The organism is Hymenobacter glaciei (assembly GCF_039539585.1).
Lineage (GTDB): Bacteria > Bacteroidota > Bacteroidia > Cytophagales > Hymenobacteraceae > Hymenobacter > Hymenobacter glaciei.
The window spans coordinates 117,779-142,824 of sequence record NZ_BAABDK010000001.1 but is presented as its reverse complement, the minus strand read 5'-3'; the positions used below and the strand labels follow the sequence as shown (position 1 = coordinate 142,824).

The 25,046-nt window shown below is 61.6% G+C and carries 23 protein-coding genes; 14 read left to right on the top strand and 9 right to left on the bottom strand.

The genetic code is table 11. The features are described from left to right. Window positions 1–83: 83 nt before the first annotated feature. Window positions 84–806, top strand: coding sequence for an SDR family oxidoreductase (locus ABD837_RS00645; protein ID WP_345049100.1), 723 nt, complete (start codon window positions 84–86; stop codon window positions 804–806). Window positions 807–813: 7 nt separating this feature from the next. On the opposite strand, the gene ABD837_RS00640 is transcribed toward ABD837_RS00645, so the two are convergent. Together ABD837_RS00640 and ABD837_RS00635 are read right to left on the bottom strand one after the other, a co-directional pair. Beyond that, window positions 814–1,254, bottom strand: a complete 441-nt coding sequence (locus ABD837_RS00640; RefSeq protein WP_345049098.1) for a hypothetical protein — start codon at window positions 1,252–1,254, stop codon at window positions 814–816. A 24-nt stretch (window positions 1,255–1,278) separates the two neighbouring features. Further along, window positions 1,279–2,073, bottom strand: coding sequence for a GIN domain-containing protein (locus tag ABD837_RS00635; RefSeq protein ID WP_345049097.1), 795 nt, complete (start codon window positions 2,071–2,073; stop codon window positions 1,279–1,281). A 27-nt stretch (window positions 2,074–2,100) separates the two neighbouring features. Here ABD837_RS00635 and ABD837_RS00630 point away from each other — a divergent pair, with 27 nt between their 5' ends. From ABD837_RS00630 to ABD837_RS00605, 6 genes are all read left to right on the top strand, one after another. Beyond that, the gene (locus ABD837_RS00630; RefSeq protein WP_345049094.1) at window positions 2,101–2,793 is read left to right on the top strand and encodes an SDR family oxidoreductase; all 693 of its coding nucleotides are present in this window, start codon (window positions 2,101–2,103) and stop codon (window positions 2,791–2,793) included. A 92-nt stretch (window positions 2,794–2,885) separates the two neighbouring features. Next, on the top strand, window positions 2,886–3,794 hold the full coding sequence (gldA, locus tag ABD837_RS00625) for a gliding motility-associated ABC transporter ATP-binding subunit GldA (protein WP_345049093.1): 909 nt from the start codon (window positions 2,886–2,888) through the stop codon (window positions 3,792–3,794). Between the two features lie 11 nt (window positions 3,795–3,805). Then, entirely contained in the window at window positions 3,806–4,120 is a 315-nt protein-coding gene (locus ABD837_RS00620) for a hypothetical protein (RefSeq protein WP_345049092.1), read from the top strand. Window positions 4,121–4,158: 38 nt separating this feature from the next. Continuing rightward, window positions 4,159–4,884, top strand: a complete 726-nt coding sequence (gldF, locus tag ABD837_RS00615; protein ID WP_345049091.1) for a gliding motility-associated ABC transporter permease subunit GldF — start codon at window positions 4,159–4,161, stop codon at window positions 4,882–4,884. After that, the gene (gene gldG, locus ABD837_RS00610) at window positions 4,884–6,614 is read left to right on the top strand and encodes a gliding motility-associated ABC transporter substrate-binding protein GldG (RefSeq protein WP_345049088.1); all 1,731 of its coding nucleotides are present in this window, start codon (window positions 4,884–4,886) and stop codon (window positions 6,612–6,614) included. The genes gldF and gldG overlap by 1 nt, the downstream gene beginning before the upstream one ends. A gap of 8 nt (window positions 6,615–6,622) precedes the next feature. Next, window positions 6,623–7,018 carry a hypothetical protein gene (locus ABD837_RS00605; RefSeq protein WP_345049087.1) on the top strand — a complete coding sequence of 132 codons (396 nt, stop codon included), beginning with the start codon at window positions 6,623–6,625 and terminating at the stop codon, window positions 7,016–7,018. A 193-nt stretch (window positions 7,019–7,211) separates the two neighbouring features. Here ABD837_RS00605 and ABD837_RS00600 read toward each other — a convergent pair whose 3' ends face one another. After that, window positions 7,212–10,442 (bottom strand): VPS10 domain-containing protein, encoded by a 3,231-nt coding sequence (locus tag ABD837_RS00600; protein WP_345049085.1) that lies wholly within the window; start codon window positions 10,440–10,442, stop codon window positions 7,212–7,214. Window positions 10,443–10,751: 309 nt separating this feature from the next. Between ABD837_RS00600 and dnaN the strand changes: the two genes are divergently transcribed. Together dnaN and gldC are read left to right on the top strand one after the other, a co-directional pair. Next, window positions 10,752–11,876 carry a DNA polymerase III subunit beta gene (dnaN, locus tag ABD837_RS00595; protein ID WP_345049083.1) on the top strand — a complete coding sequence of 375 codons (1,125 nt, stop codon included), beginning with the start codon at window positions 10,752–10,754 and terminating at the stop codon, window positions 11,874–11,876. A gap of 132 nt (window positions 11,877–12,008) precedes the next feature. Next, window positions 12,009–12,344, top strand: a complete 336-nt coding sequence (gene gldC / locus ABD837_RS00590; protein WP_345049082.1) for a gliding motility protein GldC — start codon at window positions 12,009–12,011, stop codon at window positions 12,342–12,344. 100 nt (window positions 12,345–12,444) lie between these two features. Here the strand turns inward: gldC and ABD837_RS00585 are convergent, their stop codons facing one another. The 5 genes from ABD837_RS00585 to ABD837_RS00565 all read right to left on the bottom strand — a co-directional run bounded on the left by ABD837_RS00585 (window position 12,445) and on the right by ABD837_RS00565 (window position 18,100). Further along, on the bottom strand, window positions 12,445–12,990 hold the full coding sequence (locus ABD837_RS00585) for a hypothetical protein (RefSeq protein ID WP_345049081.1): 546 nt from the start codon (window positions 12,988–12,990) through the stop codon (window positions 12,445–12,447). Window positions 12,991–13,122: 132 nt separating this feature from the next. After that, entirely contained in the window at window positions 13,123–13,659 is a 537-nt protein-coding gene (gene dcd / locus ABD837_RS00580) for a dCTP deaminase (protein WP_345049079.1), read from the bottom strand. Between the two features lie 89 nt (window positions 13,660–13,748). Beyond that, window positions 13,749–14,654 carry a hypothetical protein gene (locus ABD837_RS00575; RefSeq protein WP_345049078.1) on the bottom strand — a complete coding sequence of 302 codons (906 nt, stop codon included), beginning with the start codon at window positions 14,652–14,654 and terminating at the stop codon, window positions 13,749–13,751. Between the two features lie 127 nt (window positions 14,655–14,781). After that, window positions 14,782–16,083, bottom strand: a complete 1,302-nt coding sequence (hemL, locus tag ABD837_RS00570) for a glutamate-1-semialdehyde 2,1-aminomutase (RefSeq protein WP_345049075.1) — start codon at window positions 16,081–16,083, stop codon at window positions 14,782–14,784. 148 nt (window positions 16,084–16,231) lie between these two features. Beyond that, entirely contained in the window at window positions 16,232–18,100 is a 1,869-nt protein-coding gene (locus ABD837_RS00565) for an ABC transporter substrate-binding protein (RefSeq protein ID WP_345049073.1), read from the bottom strand. A 204-nt stretch (window positions 18,101–18,304) separates the two neighbouring features. Here ABD837_RS00565 and ABD837_RS00560 point away from each other — a divergent pair, with 204 nt between their 5' ends. From ABD837_RS00560 to ABD837_RS00540, 5 genes are all read left to right on the top strand, one after another. Next, window positions 18,305–19,006 carry a TetR/AcrR family transcriptional regulator gene (locus tag ABD837_RS00560; protein ID WP_345049071.1) on the top strand — a complete coding sequence of 234 codons (702 nt, stop codon included), beginning with the start codon at window positions 18,305–18,307 and terminating at the stop codon, window positions 19,004–19,006. 63 nt (window positions 19,007–19,069) lie between these two features. Beyond that, window positions 19,070–20,800, top strand: a complete 1,731-nt coding sequence (locus ABD837_RS00555) for an ATP-binding cassette domain-containing protein (protein ID WP_345049070.1) — start codon at window positions 19,070–19,072, stop codon at window positions 20,798–20,800. Window positions 20,801–20,904: 104 nt separating this feature from the next. Next, a complete protein-coding gene (locus ABD837_RS00550) occupies window positions 20,905–22,293 on the top strand; it encodes an HlyD family secretion protein (protein WP_345049068.1) in 1,389 nt (462 codons plus the stop codon). Further along, complete coding sequence (locus ABD837_RS00545) at window positions 22,277–23,728, top strand: TolC family protein (RefSeq protein WP_345049066.1); 1,452 nt, start codon at window positions 22,277–22,279, stop codon at window positions 23,726–23,728. Before ABD837_RS00550 ends, ABD837_RS00545 begins: the two co-directional genes overlap by 17 nt. A 147-nt stretch (window positions 23,729–23,875) precedes the next feature. Then, complete coding sequence (locus ABD837_RS00540) at window positions 23,876–24,556, top strand: DUF1361 domain-containing protein (RefSeq protein WP_345049064.1); 681 nt, start codon at window positions 23,876–23,878, stop codon at window positions 24,554–24,556. Window positions 24,557–24,589: 33 nt separating this feature from the next. On the opposite strand, the gene ABD837_RS00535 is transcribed toward ABD837_RS00540, so the two are convergent. Beyond that, window positions 24,590–25,015 carry a DUF1810 domain-containing protein gene (locus ABD837_RS00535; protein ID WP_345049062.1) on the bottom strand — a complete coding sequence of 142 codons (426 nt, stop codon included), beginning with the start codon at window positions 25,013–25,015 and terminating at the stop codon, window positions 24,590–24,592. Between the last annotated feature and the right edge of the window lie 31 nt (window positions 25,016–25,046).

Here is a 25,046-nt window from a genome sequence, read left to right as displayed (position 1 = left end):
TAAAAACCGAAGTTTGGGGCCGCAGGTTATTGAAATTGGGCCGAAGGGCGGTTGGCCACCATACGTAAAAACGCAAAACGATAGTGCAAACCAACGAAAATTTAGTCGTCGTGACCGGCGGCAGCAAAGGTATTGGCCGCGCCGTAGTGTCGCGCTTTCTGCGCGCCGGTTTTCCGGTAGCCACCTGCGCCCGCTCCGCAGCGGACCTCGCCGCTCTTGCGGCCGCCATGCAGGCCGCTGTGCCCACCGCCAAACTATATACGCTACCGGCCGATTTGAGCCAGCCAACTGACTGTGCCCACTTCGCGGCCTTCGTGCTGGGGCTGGGCCTGCCAGTAGAGGTACTGGTGAACAACGCCGGGGCGTTCGTGCCCGGCCGCCTGCAGGACGAACCAGCCGACGGCTCGCAGCTGCGCCAGATGCTGGCCGTGAACCTGCTCAGCGCCTACGACGTGACCCTGCCGCTGCTGCCGGGCCTGATAGCGCAGCAGCGAGGCCATATTTTCACCATCTGCTCTACGGCCAGCATCACGGCCTACCCCAACGGCGGCTCCTACGGCATTGCCAAGCATGCGCTGCTGGGCTTCACCCGCAACCTGCGCGAGGAGCTGAAGCCGGCCGGCGTGCGCGTGACGGCGGTGTTGCCCGGCCCCACCCTTACGGCCAGCTGGGAGGGCGTGGACTTGCCTCGCGAGCGGTTTGTGCAGGCCGAAGACGTGGCCGAAGCCGTGTTTGCCGCCTACTCAATGTCGGCCCACGCCGTGGTGGAGGAACTGCTGATTCGGCCGCAGCTGGGCGACCTGTAATTGCGGGCTATTCGGACTCCGGTACCGGCCGATGAATCCACCGCTGATACACGTAGAGCAGCGCCACGGCCCAAAACAAAGCTTCGGCAATGCCAGCGAGGGGCTTTATCAACGGGCGGAACAGGGACGTCGTTTCTACGGTGCTCATCGCGGCAAGTACCCAAGCCAGCTTTAGGTAATCGAGTAGCTCAGGCTGCGACTTGGCGCGGAACCAGAGACCGTAGGTAAGCATCACGACGAGTGGGCCACCGATGATAAATGCGTCGCCGCCCGTCCAGTGCTCAACTTTAAATAAAAAGCCGAGGCCAACCAACAGTAGGCCTAGAAACATTCCAGTGGCGAGGCGGGAATTGTTCCAGATACGGCTACTGGTGAGCAGCAGTCCTAGCAGCACCCATTTCAGAATGGCCAGGGGTGTGGAACCCCAGGTAGTCAGGAAATCTGTCATGCGCGGCTGGAAAATATGGAGGATTTACTCTTGCTTTTTGCCGCCGGTGCCCGTGACCCTCACGGCGAGCGTGGACGGGTTCCCGGAGTAGTATAGCGTACCGTTACCGCCCACAATGCCATCAAGCACGTCGGTGGGGCGCACGTGGGCGTCGCCGTCGCTGTCGCGGGTCATTCGGAAGTAGCAGCGCTTCAGGGTCAGGCCTTGGGCGAAGAGGCGCCCGGAGCCGCCAACGGTAAAGTTGAGTTCCTCGGCCGTGCCGCGCAGGTTGAAGTCGCCCAGCTCGTATTGGTCGATGTTCAGGTAACGGACCTGGAAGTTGAGGTCGAAGTCGCCGGCGCCCACGAGGTGGCAGAAGGCCTGGTCCTGCACAAAAGGCCCAACGGTGCTCACGTTGCCCTGCCCGCGCAGAAACAGGTTGTCGATGCGGGGCAGGTGCAACGTTACTTCGCGGGGCGTGTCGTAGCTGCGGGCCCAGTTGCAGCGGCTGGTGTTGGCAATTTCGAGGGCGTCGCCTTTGCGGGTGAATTCGATGTCGTCAATCAGGTTTTCGCCGGCCCGCACTTCGGCGTAGGTTTGGGAATCCTGCACGAGGCGCAGGTCCACGTTGTCGTAGGCGGTGACGGTAACCAGGCCGGCCGCCACTTCGCGCCGCTGGGTGATGATGGTGCCGGTGCTTTTGATGCAATCGGAGCCGTGACCAGGGCCGCAGGTTGTGAGGCCAACGGCAGCGAGGCCAAACCCGAAGCGGCGTAGTGCGCGTAATCCCCCAAACCCCGCCACGCCGCTAACTTGCGGCCGCAAACTCGTATAGCGCATATTCAACCTTACTTTTTCCAAAGATAAATGGACCTTACCGGTAAAGTTGCCATTGTTACGGGCGCAAGCAAAGGAATTGGGCGCGCCACCGTAGCAGCGCTGCTCGCGCACGGCGCAGCCGTGGCCGGCTGGGCGCGCACCGCACCCGAAGGCTTGGTGCACGACCGATTTCAGTTTTTCGAGTGCGACGTGCAGGACGAACATTCTATTACGGAGGCGTTCACCAACACCCAACGCGAGTTGGGGCCTGAAATCCACGTGCTGGTAAACAACGCCGGGCTGGGCATTATGGGCGAGGTCGACGGTTTCAAAACCGAAGCCTGGAAGACGATGTTCGACACCAACGTGCTGGGCACTTTCCTGTGTACCCGCGCCGTGCTACCCCAGATGAAGCAGCAGCAGCTGGGCCACATCGTGAATGTGGCTTCGCTGGCCGGCACCGCGGGCACGGCCGGCATGTCGGGCTACTGCGCCACCAAATTTGCGGTGCGCGGCTTTTCGGATGCGCTGTTTAAGGAAGTGCGGCCGGCAGGTATCCGCGTTACCTGCATCATGCCCGGCTCGGTCGAAACCAACTTCAATGGCAAAGAACCCGGCACCACGCCCGACCCGCACAAGATGCAGCCCGAAGACATTGCGTCCGCCATTGTGCATGCAGTGGAGGCGCCGGATACGACCATGATTTCGGAAGTGCAGCTGCGGCCGGCGCAGGTTAAATGAGTTGCCAGTTGCTCGTTGTCAGTTGTCAGTTTTTGATGGCATGACAAACGAATGGCCCAACAACTGACAACCAACAACTGACAATTAACCCAATGGTAGAAATTGAGCACCTGACCAAAACCTACGGCACCCAAAACGCCGTGGACAACATCAGCTTCACGGCGGGCAAGGGTGAAATCGTGGGCTTTCTGGGGCCGAATGGAGCGGGCAAAAGCACGACCATGAAAATTGCTACCGGCTACCTCCCTCCCACCGCCGGCACCGTGCGCGTAGCCGGCTACGACGTGCTCACCAACAGCCTGGAAGTGCGCCGGCACGTGGGCTACCTGCCCGAGCACAACCCGCTTTACCTCGACATGTACGTGCACGAGTACCTCGAATTCATCGGGTCGGTGCACGGGCTGCGCGGCGCTGGCCTGCGCAGCCGGGTGGGCGAGTTGGTGCGCCGCGTGGGCCTGAGCCGCGAGCAGAACAAGCAGATTGGCGCACTCAGCAAGGGCTACCGGCAGCGCGTGGGCCTGGCCCAGGCTCTTATTCACGACCCGGACGTGCTCATTCTCGACGAGCCCACCACTGGCCTCGACCCGAACCAGATTCTGGAAATCCGCCAGCTCATCCGCGAGGTGGGCGAGGATAAAACCGTCATTTTCAGCACCCACATTCTACCCGAAGTCACGGCGCTGTGCTCCCGCGTGCTCATCATCAGCCGGGGCAAGCTCGTAGCCGACAGCCCGGTGGCCGAGCTGGCCGCCCGCGCCGCCGGTGAAACCGTGGTGCGCGCCGAGTTTGAAGGTGCGGTTGATACCGCCAAGCTGGCTCGGCTGCCCAACGTGCGCCACGTGGAGCTAGCACCCGATGGCGCGGTACTTCTCCGCACCGCGCCGGGAACCGACGTACGCGCCGCCGTGTCACGCCTGGCCGGGCAGGAAGGCTGGATTCTGCTGGGGCTACGGCAGGAGCAGCAGAGCTTGGAAGAGGTGTTTGGGGAATTGACGAAGTAGTGTCTGCTTTTATGGAAAATTTTAGCAGAGTAAAAGAGTGGATAGAAATAGGGAAACAAGTTGGCAAATCTGATTATTTCGGCGAGGGAGACGAGAGATATTTGCTATCAATAGGGATACAGAAATGGGAAGGTGAGTATAAGTTTTATTTGTTCAAGGCCAATGAGTATAAACTGAGAGACCTTGATTACTATGATGCAGAAGGCACTATCAGAGTCACGCATTTTGAGGAGCTTTTGAGCTTAATAAATGCTCTATCTCCATTCAAATTAGATGAATTAGCTCCTTTGAAAGGACAGAAAATATTCAATCCGGCGTTCGATTAGATTTCTGTCATTTTAAGCTTTTGGCCACGATTACATACATGCTTACAATACTTCAAAAAGAATTCAACGCCTTCCTGAACTCCCCCGTCGCCTACGTGGTGCTGGGGGTTTTCCTGATTGCAACGGGCTTGTTCGTCTGGGTTTTCCCCGATAGCAGCGTGCTCGACTACGGCTACGCCGACTTGCAAACGCTGTTTAATCTGGCACCGTGGATTTTCCTGTTCCTGATTCCGGCCCTCACCATGCGCACGTTTGCCGAGGAGAAAAAAGCCGGCACCATCGAGCTGTTGCTGACGCGGCCGCTCACCGACGGGCAGATTATCGGCGGCAAGTACCTGGCCTGCCTGCTGCTGGCGCTGCTGGCGCTGGTGCCCACACTACTCTACTACTACTCGGTATATAAGCTCGGCAGCCCCGAGGGCAACATCGACTCGGCCGCCACAGTGGGTTCCTACTTGGGGCTGGCGCTGCTGGCGGCCGTATTTGCGGCGATTGGTATCCTGGCCTCGGCTCTTACCCGCGACCAGATTATCGCATTTTTAGTGGCGGTGGTGGGCTGCTTTCTGGTGTATTCGGGGTTTGATTCGCTGGCCTCGGTGCTGCAAGGGAGCTCGGCCTACTACGTGAGCCAGTTGGGCATTGCGGCGCACTACCGCGACCTGAGCAAGGGCCTGGTTGACTCGCGCGATTTGGTTTATTTCTTCAGCGTGGTGGCCATTGCCTTGCAGGCTACGCGGCTGGCTTTACGGAGTCGTAACTGGTAATGGAAAATACGTTGACTACTTCACCGGTTCCGGTTCCTGCCCCATCCTCCCGTAAGCAGCGCGATTTGCTGGCATTTGCGGCGGTTGTGGGTTTACTCCTACTGTTCAATTTCATCGCCCAGCGCTTCTTTTTCCGGCTCGATATGACCGAGGAGAAGCGCTACACCATGTCGTCGGCCACTAAAAAGTTGCTGCGCGACCTCAAGCAGCCGGTCACCGTCACGGTGTACCTCACTGGTGATTTTCCGCCCGCCTTCCGCCGCCTCGAGCAGGGCGTGCGCGAAACCCTGACTGAATTCCAGGTATACGGCGGGGCCAACCTGAACTACATTTTCATCGACCCCAGCGCTGGCAGCACCGAAGCCGCCCGCAATACCTTCTACCAAACGCTGTTCAAAAAGGGTCTGAAACCTACCAACCTCGGTGCCACCGAAAATGGCAAGCGCGTCGAGAAAATCATTTTCCCTTACGCCGTGGTGAGCGTGGGCGGGCACGATAAATCGGTGCTGCTACTGCGCGGCAACCAAGCCGCTCCGGCCGAAGTGCGCCTCAACCAAAGCATCGAAGGGCTGGAATACGAATTGGCCAGCACCATTCGCGGGCTGGTGCCGGCCTTGCGCAAGCGCATTGGCGTGGTGGAAGGCCACGGCGAACTGGACAACGTGCAGGCCGGCGACATCCTGGGCTCGTGGCAGCAGCAATACGACGTGTTTCGGGTGACGCTGAGCAAGGTAAAGGACCTGAACGCGCTCGATGCCATCGTGGTAGCCCAGCCCAAAACGCCTTACTCTGAAGACGACAAGTTCAAGATTGACCAGTTTGTCACCCAGGGCGGCCGGGCGCTGTTTTTTGTCGATGCGCTGCGCGTGGACCTCGACAGCGTGAGCCGCAACGGCGCGTCGCTGGCCACGCCCTACAACCTCAACCTCGACGACCTCTTCTTCAAATATGGCCTGCGGGTGAATCAGAACCTGCTGCTCGACCTGAACAGCGGCCAGATTCCGCTCGTGACCGGCACCGATGGCAACAAGCCCAAAATCGAGCCCATGCCCTGGCAGCTCTACCCGCTCATCAACAAGTTCAGCCCCCACCCCATCACCCGCAACCTCGACGCGGTGTACCTGAAATTCGTGGGCAACCTTGACACCGTGAAAGCCGCTGGCATCCGCAAAACTGTGCTGATGAGCACCTCGCGCTATACCCGCGTGCTGCCCGCCCCGGTGCCCATCAACTTCAACGACGCCCGCCTCGAACCCAACCCCAAGCTCTATCAGAAGGGATTTCAACCCGTGGGTTACCTGCTCGAAGGCCAGTTCACCTCACTCTTCGCGAACCGCGCCCGGCCCGGCACCATGCAGTTCCAAGCCGAGAAGCCGGCTAACGCCAAGCCCAGCAAAGTGCTGGTGGTTGCCGACGGCGACTTCATCCGCTCCGACATCGACCCCAAAACCGGCAACCCCTACCGCTTGGGCTTCGACCGCCTGGCTAACACCGAATTCGCCAACCGCGAGCTGGTGCTGAACGCCACCGACTACCTGCTCGACGAAACCGGCCTCATCGCCGTGCGCGGCAAGCAAATCACCCTCCGCCCCCTCGACAAAGTGAAGCTAGCCGAGCAGCGCCGCCGCTGGCAGCTGCTGAATATTGGCGCGCCGCTGGTGCTGCTGGGCCTGTTCGGGGCCGTGCGCACGTGGCGGCGCAAGCGGCGCTACGCGGGGTTTGGAGGATAGATTCAGCCATGAAAAAATACACGCAACGAGAATTAGTTACCAGTGCGTTGCTCAAAGGCAAGGAGCAACGCAAGCATTATACCCATCCGTTACCTGATAACCCCGCCGTTACGGTTTGGGGAACCGTTGCTATTATCTTTAAGGATGATGTTTTCCTGGTTTCTATTACTGAATTCCATGACCCCTCGGAAGTATCAGCTTCGAGGGACGAATGGGATGTGGACGAACTTTATACCTTAACAAATTTAGTGGAAGTTGAAGCCCTGCTCTCTCAGCGGCTCTCAATTGCATTAGACGAATTGGGGCCGGCGAAGGGAATTAACCATTTTCAATTAGTGAACCGCACCAACATTTTGCTCTGGGTGTCTGAAAACCGTCCAACGGGCACCAACATTTTTCTATGAGTGCCTAAAAACCGTCCAATGGGCACCAACATTTTTCTGTGAGTGCCTGAAAACCGTCCAACGGGCATCAACAGAAAAGTGTGGGTGCCCGTTGGACGGTTTTCAGGCCTTTTCACGGCGTACCGGCCTTCGGTTGAATCTTTCGAGGCTGCCCACGACCTAGCGCTTTCCCTTCGCAAGCACTATTATTCCCCTACATGGTGCCAGGCACTGCCGACGCGGGGGCCTTGGGCAGCATAATGGCATCAACGCTTTTGTCGCGGATGAGCTTGTTGAGGGCGGGGATGTCCTGCTCCTTTACCATCCTGAACTGAATCAGCTGCTGGTTAATCTGCTCCATTACCTGCTTCTTGAAGGCTTCGGCTTGCGCGGTGGGCCGGTAGCTGCCGTTGCCCACTTGGCTGGCCAGATTCGCCAGCTTGTTGTTCAGCTGAATGGGGAAGTTGAGCGGGTCCTGGTCGCTCTTGTTTTTGGTCTGGTACAGCAACTCCTCAATCTGGGTCATCTTCTTCTCGATGGCGCCGGCCGATTCTATCACATCCTTGGCATTGTCCTGGCCTTTGAGGGGCGCAGTAATGGTTTTGAGCTGCCCGCGAATGGTGCGGATGTCCCGGATGGCGTCGTGGGTTTCGGTTAGCTTCTGCTGCACGTCGCGCAGGAAATCGAACTGCGCTTTCAGGTCTTCCGGCGTGGCTTTGCTGCGCGGGTCGGGCAGCACGACGAAATCGGTTTCCTGCGTTTCCTGGTTGAGGGTGAGGCGGGCTTTGTAGGTGCCGGGCATGGCCGGGGCGCCTTGCGTGCCGCCGCCCCACAGAATAAGCCCTTCGAACCGGCTCGCGTCGGGGTAGCCCAGGTCCCACACGTAGCGGTTCAGGCCCTTGCGGGTGGGAAGCAGCTCTTTCTTCGCCTTGGCTTTTTCCTCCTTGGTCAGGTTCTTGTCGCGCAGGTCGCGGTCGGTGTTGGCAAACGTGCGGATGAGCTTGCCGCTGGCATCCAGAATTTCTAGCTTCACGGCGCTGGTCGAGTCCTGCTTTTGCGCCAGGTAATAGTAGAGCATGACGCCGCCGGGGTGGTTCTGGCCGGCCGTTTTCGGAACATCCGGCGTGCCGCGGCCGTCCATCTTGTAGCTCGGCGTGGGCTTGAACAGGTGAAACTTGCTGGCCGCTACCGGCGCGCTCAGCTGGTGCAGGGGCGTCACGTCGTCAATCAGCCAGAAACCCCGGCCCTGGGTAGCGGCAATCAGGTTGTCGTTTTTGAGGGTGAGGTCGGTGATGGGCGTGGGCGGCAGGTTGAGCTGAAACGGCTGCCACAGCGCGCCATCGTTAAACGAGACGTACATGCCGTACTCGGTACCGGCATACAGCAGGCCGGGCCGCTTGGGGTCGGCGCGCACCACGCGGGTGAAGTGGGTAGCGGGTATGCCGGTGGTAATGGCAGTCCAGGTTTTGCCGTAGTCGGCGGTTTTGTAGAGGTAAGGCTGGAAGTCGCCCGACTTGTACATGGTAGCCGCCACGTAGGCCGCGCCCTTCACGGTGGGGTGGGCTTCGATGCTGTTAATCTGAATCCACTCGGGCAGGCCTTTGGGCGCCACTTTCGTCCAGGTTTTCCCGTTGTCGCGGGTCACGTGCAGCAGCCCGTCGTCCGAACCCGTCCAGATAACACCCGCCTCCACCGGCGACTCGGCGATGGCGAAGATGGTGCCGTAGTACTCCACGGCGGTGTTGTCTTTGGTGATGGGGCCGCCCGAGGGGCCCAGGGTTTTGGGGTCGTTGCGGGTCAGGTCGGGGCTGATGACGTCCCAGGACTGGCCTTCGTTAGTAGTCACGTGCAGGTTGTTCGAGCCGGCGTAGAGCCGCTTGGGGTCGTGGGGCGAAAACAGCAGCGGGAAGTTCCACTGAAAACGGTATTTCATGCCCTCGGCACCGTGGCCCATGGGATTGTCGGGCCACACGTTCACTGTGCGCTCCTGCTCGTTGGCGTGGTCCACGCGGGCCAGGTAACCGTCGTAGCTGCCGCCGTACACCACATCGGAGTTCAGCGGGTCCACCGCCAGGTGGGCGCTTTCGCCGCCGGCCGTGCTTTCCCAGTCGCGCTCGCCGATGCTGTTGCCGCTGCTGCGGTGCACGATGCGCACGGTGGAGTTGTCCTGCTGCGCCCCGTAGATGCGGTACGGGAAGTGGTTATCCGTCACCACGCGGTAGAACTGGCCGGTGGGCTGGTTGCCGTAGGTGGTCCAGTTCTGGCCGCCGTCGGTGCTGATTTGGGCCCCGCCGTCGTCGGCAATAATCATGCGGCTGGGGTTTTCCGGCGCAATCCAGAGGTCGTGGTGGTCGCCGTGCGGGGCGTTGCTGGCCGCGAACGTGCGCCCGCCGTCCTTGCTTTTGTGGTACGCCACGTTCATCACGTACAGCACGTCGGCGTCCTTCGGGTCGGCGTAGATGCGGGTGTAGTACCAGGCCCGCTGGCGCAGGTTGCGGTCGTCGCTCAGCTTGGCCCAGTGCAGGCCGCCGTCTTCGGAGCGAAACATGCCGCCTTTTTCGGCCTCCACCAATGCCCACACCCGTTGGGAGTTCACCGGCGAAACTGCCACTCCAATAATGCCCAGCGTGCCAGTGGGCAAGCCCTCGGCCCGCGAAATATCCGTCCAGGTGTCGCCGCCGTCGGTGCTTTTCCAGAGGCCCGAACCCGGCCCGCCCGACGAAAAGCTGTAGGGAGTGCGCCGCACGTTCCAGGTGCTGGCGTAGAGGATGCGCGGGTTGGTGGGGTCCAGAATCAGGTCGACGGCCCCGGCATCCTTGTTGGCAAACAGCACCCGGTCCCAGCTTTTGCCGCCGTCTTTGCTGCGGTACACGCCGCGCATCTCAGTTGGCTTGTAGAGGTCGCCCATGGCGGCCACGTACACCAGGTCGGGGTTGCGGGGGTGAATGCGAATGCGGCCAATGTGGCGCGAGTCCTTCAGCCCGGTGTTGGTCCAGGTTCGGCCGGCGTCCTGCGACTTCCACACCCCGAAGCCCGACGACACGTTGCCGCGCACCGTCTGCTCGCCTTCGCCGGCGTACAGCACGTTTGGGTCCGATTCGCTCACGGCCACCGCGCCCACCGAGCCGCCAAAGTACTTGTCGGTGATGTTGGCCCAGGTGCCACCGCCGTCGGTGGTGCGCCATACGCCGGCCCCGGCCGTGCCCATGTAGTAGAGATTGGGGTTGCCCGGCACGCCGGTAACAGTGCCGGCCCGCCCGCCACGATACGGCCCGATGGAGCGCCACCGCAAGCCGTTGTACAGCACGGAATCGTAGACTGCGGCAGTGCCCTTTGCGGCTTTGCTACGCGTTTTGGTAGTGCCTTGAGCTAGTGCGGCTGGTGCTAGCAGTACCAATAGCAAAAGGCTTAAAAGAGTGGTGTGGGAGCGTAAACTTAACTTCATAAGCGCATGAATGGGAATAGCTCTACCAGCAAAAAGCTAGTTGGAGAGGGTGCGAAAATGTCTCTGGTCTGACCAAGGTACAAGGCGGCAACATTCTATTGATTCTGACACGACGTAGAATCCCGCGACAGCTTCACCCGACACCAGAAACGTTATTCAGCTAAGCGCCTAATTCGCCAACCGCGAACCGGTACGCCCCGAAGAAAGGGCATTGCACGACCAGCTGTTCACAATTCCCCACCGGCCTTCCAAAGCCCAACCCCACCCCCTATCTTTGCCCTCCCTCATTCCTAGCCCCAGCCCAGCACCATGAAATTCATCGTATCCTCCTCCGCGCTGCTCAAGCAGCTGCAAAGCATCAACGGCGTGGTGACGAACAACCCCGTGGTGCCCATTCTGGAGAACTTTCTCTTTGAGATTGAGGCCGGAAAACTCACCATCACGGCCTCCGACCTCGAGACCAGCATGATTACCGAGCTGCCCGTGGAGGCCCGCGACACCGGCCGCATTGCCGCGCCCGCCCGCATCCTGCTCGACACCCTCAAGAACCTGCCCGACCAGCCCGTCACCTTCACGCTGGACGAGGAAACCTACACCATCGAAATCAGCTCGGCCAACGGGCGCTACAAGCTGGCCGGCGAAAACGCCGCCGACTTCCCCCGCGTGCCGGTGGTGAAGGGCTCCGCTCCCATTGAAATGCCGTCGTCGTCGCTGGCCCGGGCCATCAACAAAACCATTTTCGCGGTGAGCACCGACGAGCTGCGCCCGGCCATGACCGGCATTCTGGTGCAGTTGGCCGACTCGCAGGTAACCTTCGTGGCTACCGACGGCCACCGCCTGCTGCGCTACCGCCGCCAGGACGTGGGCGCCGGCCAAACCGCCAACCTCATCATCCCGCGCAAAGCCTTCAACCTGCTGAAAGGCACCCTGCCTTCGGAAGCCACGCCGGTGAAAATCGAGTTCAACCAGAGCAATGCCTTCTTCTCCTTCAACCAGATGCGCCTCGTGTGCCGGCTGATTGACGAGCGGTACCCAGACTACGAGAACGTGATTCCGGTGAGCAACCCCAACAAGCTCATCATTAACCGGTCAGAGTTGCTGAATTCGGTGCGGCGCATCAGCATCTACTCCAACAAAACCACCCACCAGGTGCGCCTGCGCCTCACGGGCTCCGAGCTGGTGGTTTCGGCCGAGGACCTGGATTTCAGCAACGAAGCCAAGGAAACACTGGCTTGCCAATACGACGGCGAAGACATGGAAATCGGCTTCAACGCCCGCTTCCTGCTCGAAATGCTGTCGAACATCGACTCCGAGGAAATCACCCTGGAACTGAGCACGCCCAACCGCGCCGGCCTGCTCATGCCCACCACGCCCGACGACAACGAAAGCATCCTGATGCTGGTGATGCCAGTGATGCTGAACAACTACGTTTAAGCCGCCCTTTTTAATCGGACGTCATGCAGAGCGGAGCGAAGCATCTCTACCGCGCAACTAATCAGTTTTAGTATTGCAGCAGAGAAGCTCGGCTACGTTCCGCATGACGTTCTGCATTTCTACTTTAAACCTATGAAAAAATCAGAAATCCGCTTCAGCATTGCCCTCGACGATAAAAAAGTCCCGGAGGCCATCAGCTGGTCGGCCACCGATGCGGGGCCGGACATTCACTTTGCTAAAGCCATCAATATCGCGCTGTGGGACCGGGAGCAGGCCGGCACCATGAAAATTGACCTCTGGACCAAGGACATGCCCGTGGACGAGATGAAGCGCTTTGTGGTCGACAACATTGGCTCGATGGCCGAGAACATCGTGACGGCGACCGACGACAAGGAGATGGCCAACAAGATGCGCGCCCTTTGCAAGGAGTTGTCGGAGTATCTCGACAAGCAGGAACAAGGCCAATAGCCTTGCCCCAAAGCAATTGCTTACAATCAAAAAGCCCCGCTGGAATTAACCAGTGGGGCTTTTTGCATTTCGAACGCAAGCAGAAGCGTGCGCGGCAGGCTTAACGCGCGTTGCGGCCCAGGTTGCCAGCCGGGCGGTTGGCAGGCTTGGGAACGGCCGGGCCAACCGTGGCATCGTTGGCACGCGAAGGGGCCGGATTCTGTACCGCATCGGTGAGCAAAATGGTCGACGCGCTGGCAGCGTAGTCGCGGCCAAGCTTGTTGTAGGTGCTACGGGCGCTGTAGTAAGTACTGTACTGGTCGGTGCTTAAGAAGTCCTGAAACTCCTTGTCGCGCTCCTTGCACACGCCGTTGCATTGCTCGTCGATGGCTTGCGCGTTGCCCGCGTTTTTGCGCTGAATAGCGGCCATCTTAGCTACTTTATCAGCGTTGATGGCGCGGACTTTAGCGGCCTGGTAGCCATTGAGGCGCAGGTCGTGCACCATCTGATTACTGAGCTTGTCGGCGCGCGAAGCGCCAGGGTTTAGGCGCGGGCTGGACTGGGTTTTGTCCTGCACGGCAACCGGAGAAGTGGGGGCCTGCTGAGCCGAGGCGGCACCGGCTAGCAGCGCCAGCACCAAAGAAGCAAAAGCTGTTTTCGTCGTCATGGTCGTAGGGTTTTGAAAGGACACTTACGCAAGTACCGGGCCACCCAGCGGCGGCCCAGTAACCATAGGATAACGGAGAAACGCCCGTTGCGGTTCGGCTTTGAGGCAGCAGTATAGTTGCTTAGCTATACCTTACCACTGGTTTTTCCACATCATCGACTCTACCGGGCGGTCGGTGCGGTCGTTGTATTTGGCGTTCAGCTTGCGGTTGTAGAAGGTATTTACATCGCCCTGCACGGTGAAGTAGATGAGCTGGCCGATGGGCATATGCCGGTACACCCGCACGGGCATCGACACGCTGATTTCCAGCGTCCAGTAGTTGCAGAAGCCCACATCGCCCTTGCCGGCAGTAGCGTGAATATCGATGCCAAGGCGGCCGACGCTGCTCTTGCCTTCGAGAAAAGGCACGGTCGCGTGGGTTTCGGTGTATTCCTGCGTTACGCCCAGGTACAGCGTACCCGGTTGCAGGACAAAGCCTTCTTCGGGGATTTCGAAATGGTCGATTTCGTTGTGCTTGCGCGAGTCGAGCACCGCATCCCGGTAGGTAGCCAGATACGGGCCTAGGTGCACGTCGTAGGAATTGGTGCCCAGGCAGCTGCGGTCGTAAGGCTCAATTACAATGGCGCCTTTTTCGATTTCCGCGAGGATTTGCTGGTCGGTAAGAATCATGTACTAGGGGTGGTGTTGGAAATGCAAAACGGTATTAGGCTGTCATGCAGACAAAGCGCAGCGAAGCATGACGGTAATGACGGGCCAAATCAGTCGTCGTCGTGGCGGTAGGGAGCGGCGGGTGCGCCGTCAATCTCCTCGTCCTCATCGTCTTCGTAGCGGTCCTCGCGCAGGCCGGCGCGGCGCGTGGGGCGCAGGCGGCTGGTCAGGCTGCGGGGTTCGGGTTCCGGCTCGGGGTCGGCGGCGAGGTTGTTGATTCGACGGCTTAGCGTTGGCAAAACGTTGGCAACCAAATGAAAAAGCAAGGCAGCACTGCCCAGACTAAGCAACAGCGTGAGGTAATCTACCCAGTCGTGGCGCGGGGCCGGGCCGGCCGGTGCGCCAGGTGCACTGGTTAGCGGAGCTTCCTCGTTGTCGGCAGTGGCCGCCAGGGGCTCGGGGGCGGCGGGGCCGTCGTTGCCGTTGGTGGTGAGCGGGACCGTGACGGGTGCTTCGGGCTGGGCCTCGTTGCTGGCGGCGGGCAGGGCATCAGCGGGTGCGCCCGAGTCGTTGAACTGGGCGCTGGCCTGCTGAATGAGGCGCTGCTCGGCCCGGATGAGGGCCACCCGCTCGTCGCGCGGCAGATTGTGAATAAAGAACTCGAAGTTCTTGTCGAGCAGCACCGATTTTAGCTGCTTATCGAACTCCGCCAGGGTAAGCGAGCCATTGCCAAAACGGTTTTTGTAGCGTTCGGCAATGCCGTTGTAGTTCAGGAACAGTTGCTTGAGGGCTGCATTTTGGCCGAAGCCATCGAAGGTGCGGCGGGCGGCAGCAGTGCGCAAGGTGAGCGGAAACTTGCCCCGGGTGAACGACTTGTCGTACACGGTTTCCATGGTCCGGAAGTTCAGCTCGTCGATGGTTTTATCGAAGAGGCGCTTGTTGGCCTGGGCTGGGGTTTCGGCGTGGGCCAGCGCCGCAATTAGCAGAAAAAGAGTAAGCAGACGGAGTTTCAACATCGGGCAAAGGTATAGCGCAAGGTTTCGCGAAGTTTAAAATTTAAGTTTCGCAAAGGCCCGCGACTTCAAGCCCAGCAAGAATAGAGCAGGCGCGTGCCATTGCGAAACTTCATTTTCTAACTTCGCGCTACTTGGCGCGGTGGGCTTCCACCAACGACTCGCGGCAGGCGGTCAGGTACTTCTCCACCAACTCGTCGCTGATGGCGGTGGAAACAAACAGGGCTTCGAACTGCGAGGGTGCGAGGTAGATGCCGCGGTTGAGCATGGCGTGGAAATAACGGCCAAAGGCAGCCGTGTCGCACAGCTTGGCATCGTCGAGGTTGGCCACCGGCTGGTCGGTGAAAAACAGGCTGAACATGGAGCCCACGCGGTTCACGGTGTAGTTCAGGCCTAGCTCAGCGGCAATTTGGCGGGTGCCATCGGCGAGGCGGGCGCTACTGGCTTCGAGGGCGGTGTAGAGCTCGGGGTGCTCGTGCAGGTAGCGCAGTTGGGCCATGCCCGCAGCCGTGGCCATGGGATTGCCCGAGAGTGTGCCCGCCTGGTACACTTTGCCGGCTGGCGCCACGCAGTTCATAATGTCTTCGCGGCCGCCGTAGGCGCCCACGGGCAGGCCACCACCAATGATTTTGCCCAGCGTCGTCATATCAGCTTTGATACCGTAGAGTTCCTGCGCACCACCCTGAGCGAGGCGGAAGCCGGTCATTACCTCATCAAAAATGAGCACAATGCCGTGCTGCGTGCACAGCTCGCGCAGGCCTTGCAGGAAGCTTTCAGCAGGAATTACCAGGCCCATGTTGCCCACCACGGGCTCCAGAATGAGGGCCGCGATTTGGCCAGGGTTGGCGGCGATAAGGGCCTCGACGGCGGCCAGGTCGTTGTAGGGCGCGGTGAGGGTGTCCTGGGCCACGCCCTGGGTCACGCCGGCCGAGTCGGGCTCGCCGGCGGTGAGCGCGCCGCTGCCGGCGGCAATCAGGAAGGCATCGCCGTGCCCGTGGTAGCAGCCTTCGAACTTGATGATTTTGGCGCGGCCGGTGTAGCCCCGCGCGGCCCGAATGGCCGACATGCAGGCTTCAGTACCGGAGTTCACGAGGCGTACTTTTTCGATGCTGGGCACCATCTTCCGAATCAGCTCGGCCATTTCGACTTCGCGGTGGGTGGGCGCGCCGAAGCTGAGCGAATGCGGCAACGCTTCCCGCACGGCATCGAGCACCACGGCCGGCGCGTGGCCCAGAATCATCGGGCCCCAGGAGTTGATGAAGTCCACGTAGCGGTTGCCGTCGACGTCGGTGAGCCAGGCACCCTCGGCGCTGGCCATGAACACCGGTGAACCACCCACCGAGCGGAAGGCCCGCACGGGGGAATTGACGCCACCGGGAATCAGGGTTTTAGCGCGTTCGAAGAGGGCAACGGAAGTGGTGAGGTTAAGCATAAGTAGGACGCAGCTTTTGCTGCGTTGAGGTAAGGTATTGAGGGCAGCCTTTGCTGCTTTTAAGCCATAAGGGAAGCACAGCAAAGACGGCGCTGTGGAATCAATTGGGGTAGATAATGGTGCCCGACGACGCAGCAAACGCTGCGTCCTACTTCAGCACCTGGTACTCCAGGCCGCTGAGCTTGATGATGGGCACCACTTGGTTATCGTGAGCGCCGCCGAGGTAGCTGGCGCCTTCGAAAATGGCCCCGGGTGTTTGGCTGGCGGCAGCCAGGCCGGTTTGGAAGGCCGGACCGTACTGAAACAACGCGTTGCCGAAATACAACAACAATTCGAAGCCTTGGTTGGCGAAAACTGAAGGGGGCAGGTGCTGGCGCTGCAGGTAAAGTGAGCGAAACCGGCGGAAACCAATCGACTGCTCGTCGTAGTATTTGGGATGAATGAAGTAGGTAGCGGCTCCATTCAGCTGGCTTACATCAAGGCGCGGGTTGTCGAGCCAGGAACCGGGCGCCAACACGCCGGGGCGCGTAGCAGCAGGCTGCTGCTGCACCTGCCGTAGGGCGTACGGACCCACGCGCTTATCATCGGAAACCACAACGACGTGGCCTGCGGCAGCGAACTCAGGGCCGGCGAAGGCGGTGGCAAGGCTGGCGTCGACATCGGGGTTGAAGCGGCGCAGGGCACTGACTTTGCCACCCTGCTCTTCCAGAGCAGCTTTGTAAGCGGCGGCAAAGGCTGCATCGTCCTTGCCGTCTTCGTAAAGCACCAAGGCGGGGCGGCCGTTGCCAAACGCACCCGCGGCAAACTGCGCAGCCGTGCGGCCCTGGGTAGCGGCGCTGGGGGCGTACAGATAGTGCCAGGGGTTGTCGAGCACGAGGTCGCCGTCCTGCGAAAGCGGGTTCACGCACACGATCTGGTGCTCCTGCGCAAAGCGGCCCAGCAGCTTAGCTCCCGATTTATAGACCGGGCCAATGAGCAGGTCCATGCCAGCTAGCTCGGGCAGGGCCAGGGTTTGCTTTAGGGCCAGGGTGTCGGCCCCGGTATCGTAGGCAAAAATTTGAATGGTGCGACCGGCACGCTGCAGGCTGTCCTGAGCCAGGCGCAGGCCAGCGTAGAGGTCCGTTACGAACTGGTTTTTGCGCTGGGTTTGCCAGCTGGGGTCGGCCAGCTCGAAGGGCAGCAGCACGGCCACGTTGTAGCTGCTTTTCTTAACAGACACCGGGCGGGGACGCGGCGTGTACCGGGTGCGGTCGAGACTGAAGCGCGTGATAAGGTCGTCGAGCTGCGGACGGTCGGCTTCGGTGTAAGCACCACCCAGCACGAGGCGGTCGGCATAAGCGCGGCCCAGGGTAGTATCGGTGGGGTAGCGGCGCAGGTTGCGCAGCCAAGTGTTGCGGTCCTGGATGCGGGTCAGATAAGCGGCTTTCAGGTTTTCGCGCTCGGCCACCAGCTTGTCGGCCGGCAGCAGCGTCAGGGTTTTGAGGGCCGTATCGTAGTCCTCCAGCTCGAACGACACCTGGCCTTGCAGCAGCAGCACGTCGGGCATGTTCGGATAGGTCGGGTACTCGGTGCGCAGCAGGTTGAGCAGCTGCTCGGCCTCGGGCCACTGCTTGAGGCGGGTTTGGGCCACGGCGGCCAGGTAAGCAGCATCGGCGGCGCGGGAAAAGCGGGCCGTGGGCAAGGCCAGGGGCTCGAGTTGGGCCAGCGCGGCGGCATAATTGCCCTGGTCGAGCTGGTTTTTGCCGGCGCGGTAACGCACATTGGCCTCTGCGGGCGGAATTGCGGTGGGGCGCGTCGGTACTGGGGTGGGTTTCGGTTTGGTGGCGGTCGGGGCAGTTGTCGGCTTCGCAGCCGGCTTAACAGCTGGCTTCAAAACCGGAGCAGTAACCGCCGGGCTGGTAGTTGCGGGCTTGGCAGGCTGGGGCCGGGTGGGCGTTTGGGCCAGGGCGCTGCCGCTGAGCAGCAGGCCAGCAATCAGCCAGTGTAACGGCCGCTGCCGCGAAGATGAAAACGTCATTGAACCAGAACACACGCCGGCCTTCGTGGCCGGCGGGGCAAAATTAGCCATAAATAGCCGGTGCCGTGCGCAATCAGCCACTTGCCATATCCAGCGACCTTGGCCAGGGAAGGCAACGCACATTAAAAGGCTATTAAAAATGATAGTATTACTTTCATTGACAGAAAATAGCCCTCACTTTTGCATCTATAATTGCGCTTCCGCATGCTGCCTTCCCTCCGTCCTGACCTCAATGAGCACCTGTACCTGCGCGACCCGCAGGCGACCGAACTGGGCCGCCGGCTGCTGGCAGAAAGCGTGCGCCTGCTCGATGAAATCGGCTTCGAGGCGTTCACGTTCCGGAAGCTGGCCACGGCTCTGGGCTCTACGGAAGCGTCGCTCTACCGCTATTTCGAGAATAAACATCGCCTCCTTACTTACCTGGTAAGTTGGCATTGGGCGTGGTTGCGGTTCCGGGTGCGCTTTGCCCTGCACAACGTAGCCGACCCGCGGCAGCGCCTGCGCCTGGCGCTGGGCGCCGTGTGCGAGGCCAGCACCGACGACCCGGCCACGCCCGACTTCGACGAGGCCGCCCTTTTCCGGGTGGTGATGGCCGAGGCCAGTAAAGCTTACCTCACCAAAGAGGTCGACGCCGATAATCAGGCGGGGCTTTTTCGGGAATACAAGCGCCTGGTGGCCGACCTGGTGACGGTGGTACAGGCCGTGAATCCGGCTTATGCCCACCCCTATGCGCTGGCGAGCACGCTGCTCGAGTCGGCGCGCAAGCAGCTATTTTTTGCCCAACACCTGCCCTCCCTCACCGACGGCCCCGACCAGGTGGGGGCTTTTCTGGAACACCTGGCAATGGCGGCGCTGGCCGCACCAGCGGCTTGCCCTCCCGCTCCGGCCTCGTCGGTCGCCGGCTAACCGCCAAAACCTAAATTCATTAATCCGGCTTGTGCCGGTGCGGTTGCCCACTCATCTCCCCCCATGTCCGAATCTTCTCTTTCCCCCGTTCAGCGCCTGTTCCGATTGCTGGCCGCCGAGCGGCGGGACATTACCTACCTCTACGTATACGCCACGCTGGCGAGCATCATCAGCTTGAGTTTGCCGCTGGGGGTGCAATCGGTGATTGGCTTCGTGAGCAGCGGGGCCGTGAGCACTTCCCTGGTTGTGCTCATCGGGCTGATTGTGCTGGGCACGGCGCTGGTGGGCGGCCTGCAAATCATGCAGCTGCACTTGGTCGAATACATCCAGCAGCGCCTGATGGCGCGTGTGGCCCTGGACTTTGCGGTCCGCCTGCCCCGGGTGCGCACCGAGGCCCTCAAAGGCGAGTACCTGCCCGAGCTCATGAACCGCCTGCTCGACGTGCCCACCCTGCAGAAAGGCCTGGCCACCATGCTCACGGAGTTCACGGCCGCCGGGCTGCAAATTCTGTTCGGGTTGCTCCTCCTCTCCTTTTATCACCCCATTTTCATTGGCTTCGGGCTGATTTTGGTGGTGCTCCTGTATGCGCTGATAGCCGTGACGGGCCCGAAAGGGATGCGCACAAGCATCGCGGAAAGTCAGTACAAGTACCGCGTACTGGCCTGGCTCGAAGACGTTGCCCGCACCGTGAGCACGTTCCGGCTGCCGGCCCGCCAGGGCCTGGCTTTGAGCCGCACCGACGACTTGCTCAACGGCCACCTGGGGGCCCGCGACTCGCACTTCCGGGTGCTGGTCACGCAGTCGTGGGGGTTTGTGGTGTTCAAAACGCTGGTTACGGCGGCGCTGTTGGGCATTGGTTGCTGGCTGCTCATCGACAAGCAGTTGAACATCGGCCAGTTCGTGGCCGCCGAAATCGTTATCATCGTCACCATCAACGCGGTGGAGAAAATCATTCTCAAGATTGACGTGGTGTACGACGCCCTCACTGCGCTCGACAAAATCGGGCATGTGCTCGACCTGGAGCTAACGGCCCCAGCCCGGGGCGTGGCCGCTCTGCCGGCGCCCAATGCCCCAGCCGCCAGTCTGGCTGTGGACGTACGCGGCCTCACTTACCATTATCCCCACGCCACCCGCGCCGTGCTCGACCATGTGTCGTTTGCGCTGGCTGCCGGCGAGCATCTGGCCTTGGTGGGCGACGATGGCTCGGGCAAAACCACCCTGCTGCGCCTGCTGGCTGGCCTGCTGGGCGGCTACACCGGGCAGGTAGCGTACGCCGGCTTTGCCCTCCCCGACCTGAGCCCCGACGCCCTGGCGGCGGCCGTGGGCGATAGCCTGGCCCATCAGCACCTGTTTTCGGGCACCGTGCTCGAGAACATCACCCTTAACCAGCCCCAGCTCACGGCGGCCGATGCGGCCTGGGCCATTGAGCTGGTGGGCTTGCGCGAAGACCTCTACAGCCGGCCCGACGGCTTGCAAACCCTCGTGGGGCCCGGGTACTCGTTGGGCGAAGGCACCAGCCAAAAGATACTCCTGGCCCGGGCCGTGGTGGGCCGGCCCCGCCTGCTGCTGCTCGACAGCCTGCTGCCGGACTCTGCGCTGGCCGAGCGGGTACGGGTGCTGCGCCGCCTGGTGGCCCCCGACCTGCCCTGGAACCTGATTCTGACCACCACCCAGCCCGAATTGCTGGCCCTGCTGGCCCGTGTGGTGGTGCTGCGCGAGGGCCGCGTGGTGGCCGAGGGCACGCAGGCCGACTTGCGCGATTCGCCGGAGCTGCAGGCGTTGCTCAGAAACTAATGGCGCGGCGGGTGGATAGCTGCCGGCCCACCCGGTGGAACCACGAGTGCCCGACCGTTACCAAAAATTACCGCTAACCGACTGCTCGCAATAATTGATAGCTGATGCCTTTTGCCGAACATCCCAACCCCGAAACCCACCCCGATGCCCATCGCTTCACGGCGTTTGCGCGGGTGCGCACGCCGCGTGCCGGCCGCACCCTGGCCCGCTGGGCCGGCGCCCTGGGGCTGCTCGTGCTGCTGGCCGGCTTCCTGCCCTGGACGCAGAACATCCGCTCGACGGGCAAGCTGACCACCCTGCGCCCGCAGGACCGGCCCCAGACCGTGCCCAGTACCATTGGCGGGCGCATCAAAGCCTGGCGCGTGCAGGAGGGCCAGCTGGTGCAGAAAGGCGACACGCTGGCTGAAATCGTCGAAATCAAAGAAAAGTATTTCGACCCGCAGCTGCTGGCCCGCACCCGCGAGCAGCTCGAAGCCAAAATGGGCGGCCTGCGCGAAAACACAGCCAAAACCCAAGCCCTGGGCAGCCAGCAAACCGCCCTGCGCCAAGCCCTGCAGGCCAGCCTGGCCAAAGCCCGCAACAAGGTGCGCCAGGCCGACCTGAAGGTGCGCTCCGACCGCGCCGAGCTGGTGGCGGCCCGCGCCGACTTTGCCATTGCCGAGCGCCAGCAGGAGCGGCAGGAATTCCTTTACCAGCAGGGCCTCAAAAGCCTAACCGAACTGGAGCAGCGCCGCCTCAAGTTTCAGGAAAGCACCGCCAAGCTGCAGGCCGTGCAGAACAAGCTGGGGGCCTCGCGCCAGGATTCGGCTTCGGCCCGCATCGAGCTGCTGTCGCTGGATGCCGAATACGGCGACAAGCTGGCTAAGAGCGAGAGCGACCGGCGCTCGGCCACCGGCTACCAGTTCGACACCGAAGGCCAGATTGCCAAGATGCGCAACGAGCTGGCCAACCTCAGCATCCGGGCCGGCTACTACTTCATCACAGCCCCGCAAACGGGCTACGTGGTGCGCGCCCTAAAGGAAGGCCAGGGCGAGATTGTGAAGGAAGGTGAAGACCTGATAACCCTGATGCCCGCCAACCCGCGCCTGGCCGCCGAGCTCTACGTGAAGCCCATGGATGTGCCGCTGCTGCGGGTGGGCCGCCGGGTGCGGCTGCAGTTCGATGGCTGGCCGGCGCTGGTGTTCACGGGCTGGCCGGGCAGCAGCTTCGGCACCTTTGGCGGGGTGGTGCAGGTGATTGACAACATCGACTCGCAGGGCCAGTACCGCATTCTGGTGACGCACGAGCCCGGCACCGAACCCTGGCCGGCGCCCCTGCGCGTGGGCTCGGGGGTGTATGGCTGGGCCCTGCTCGACGACGTGCCCGTGTGGTACGAGCTGTGGCGGCAAATCAATGGCTTCCCGCCCGACTACGTGGGCGATGCCAGTGCTTATCCGGCCGGAGCAGCCAAGAAATCAACCAAAAAAGCCCCCGCCGATGCTGTCGAAGAATAAGCCGCTGCCCTGGTTCCTGGGCCTGCTGCTGGCGCTGCTGCTGCCTCGGACCGGCTGCTCCCAGGCTCCGCAGGCCGATTCGGTGGTTATCAGCCACGCCGAGTTTCTGCGCCTGGTAGACCAGTACCACCCCGTGGCCCGGCAGGCGGCCCAGCAGCCCACCCGCGCCGAGCAGGAAATCCGCCAGGCCCGCGGTGCTTTCGACCCCGCCCTAACCGGCAAATACTACGGCAAAACCCTGAAGGGCAGCGACTACTACCACGACTGGGAAACGGCCCTGCGCATTCCGACCTGGTTTGGGGCCGATGTGAAGGCCGGCTGGGACCGGGGCACCGGCCCCTACGTGAACCCGCAGGAGTATACCGCCATCGGAGGCTTGAGCTACGTAGGCCTGAGCGTGCCGCTGGCCCAGGGCCTGCTCATTGACGAGCGGCGGACGGCCGTGCGCGTGGCCCGGGCCTTGGTGGGCCTGGCCGACGCCGAGCGCCGCGCCGTGCGCAACAAGCTGCGCCTGAGCGCCAGCAAGGACTACTGGGAATGGGCCCTGGCCACCGAGCGCCTGCGCCTGCTGGTGCGCAACGAGCAAGTGGCCGGCGTGCGCTTCGCGGGTATCCGGCAGCGGGTGCTGGCCGGCGACTTGGCCGCCCTCGACTCGGTGGAGGCCCTGAGTGAGCTGCAAAACCGCCAGGCCCAGCGCGTGGCGGGCCGCGTGCAGTGGCAAAACGCCGCTTTGGTGGCTTCCAGCTACCTCTGGGACGCCGAAGGGCGCCCGCGCGAGCTGCCGCCAGGCGCCGGCCCCCAGCCGCTGCCGGGGCCCACCGCTTGGCGGGCCCCGGCGCCCGACTCGCTGGCCGCCCTGGCCGAGCGGGCCCAGCAGCAGCATCCCGACCTCGCCAAAACCCGCGCCAAGCAAGCCCAACTCAGCCTCGAAAGTCGCCTGCTGCTCAACAAGCTGCTGCCTAAGCTGACGGTTGATTACAACCTGCTGCTGCCGGGCCGGCCCTTTGCCTTCGAGGGCAGTCCCCAACCCTGGCAGGGCGGCTACTCGGCCAACAACTACAAGCTGGGCCTGAGCTTTGCCCAGCCGCTGCTGCTACGCGCCGAGCGCGCCAAGCGCCAGCTCAACCTGCTGAAGCTGCGCGAGGCTGGCTGGCAGCTCGACTACGACCAGCGCCAGGTGGCCAACGCCCTGCAAACCAGCGCCAACGACGCTCAGGCCCTCGCCGAGCAGCTGCGCCTGCAGCTGCAGGCCACCGCCAACTACCAGCGCCTGCGCAACGGCGAGCAAATCCGCTTCGACGCCGGGGAAAGCACCATTTTCCTGCTCAACTCCCGCGAAGCCAGCCTGCTGGCGGCCCGCCAGAAGCTGGCCGAGCTGCAAGCCAAATTCGCCCAGACGCAGGCTCAGACCCGTTACGCAGCTGGCCTCGACTAAGCGAGGAATGCGTCTGCCCCGGCCGCGTTACTTGGGCCAGACCGTGGCCAAAGATGCGCGCCATCCTTGCAGCAATTGTGGGGGCTGCGCAACCCAACCCGTCGGCAGCCCGTCGATACCGGGTTCGTCGGTCCCTAACTTAGTATCATGCCTACTGCCAGTCTCTCCACTCAATTGTTTAGCCGCGCCCGGCTGGCACTTACGTTCGTGCTAGCGGCTTCTGTCGCTCTTAGCGTGCTGCTCGTGCTGGGTCGGGTGGTATTGTCGGGGCGCTACTTTTTTGTTTTCATGATTTGGAATCTGCTGCTAGCCCTCATTCCGTTTGCCATCAGCACGATGCTGGCGGCGGCGCGGGGGCCGCTGCGGGCGCGCATATTGGTGCCGGCCGGGGCGGCGTGGCTGCTGTTTTTTCCCAACGCGCCCTACATTCTCACCGACTTTTTCCACCTCGAAGCTCGGCCGGGCGTGCCGCTTTGGTACGATTTGTTACTCATCGTGAGCTGCGCCTGGAACGGCCTGATGCTGGCCTATGCCTCGCTCTCCGACATGCAACGGCTGGTGCAGCAGCGGCTGGGCTTATGGCCGGGCTGGGTGTTTGCGGCAGTGGCGCTGCTGCTCAGCGGCTTCGGCATTTACTTGGGCCGCTACCTGCGCTTCAACTCTTGGAACATCCTCACCAACCCGCTCACGCTGTTTTTCGACATTATGAACCGGGTGCTGCACCCGTTCTCGTTTCCGGGCACCTGGGGCGTGACACTGCTTTTCGGGCTGTTTCTGCTGCTGGGATATGGCACGGTGCGGGTGCTGGGCCAGGCGCAGGAAGAATAGCCTGGTTTCCGAGGCGCAGGCTCAGCAGGCTTTTCAACGAGATTGGCCAATAATGCGCAGGGTCTTTTCGTCTTTGGCCCCATTGAAGAATTTTTCCAGCACTGCCTGAAATACCGGGTCCGCCCCGGGCATAGCCGCGAACAAAGTCATCGACGATTTTAACTTCAAGTCGTCGGGGCTACCCATGACGGCGTTGGCATCGTTCGATTTCACCCCCAGCAGTGCCGTGCTGATAGCAACCAAACGACTCCCTAGAACCGGATGCCGGGCGTATTCTTCGGCTTCTTGCAAATCCTGGATGGCGTAGAATCTGGCGGTTTCGCTCAGGCCCAGGCCCTGGATTTGCGGGAAGATGTACCACATCCAATGGCTGCGCTTGCGGCCATTTTTCATTTCGGAGAGGGCAGACTGGTAACTGCCGGCCTGCGCTTCAATAAATCTATCGAGGTTGCTTTTCATTTGCTTTTCTGGCAGTTAGTGTGAGTAGCAA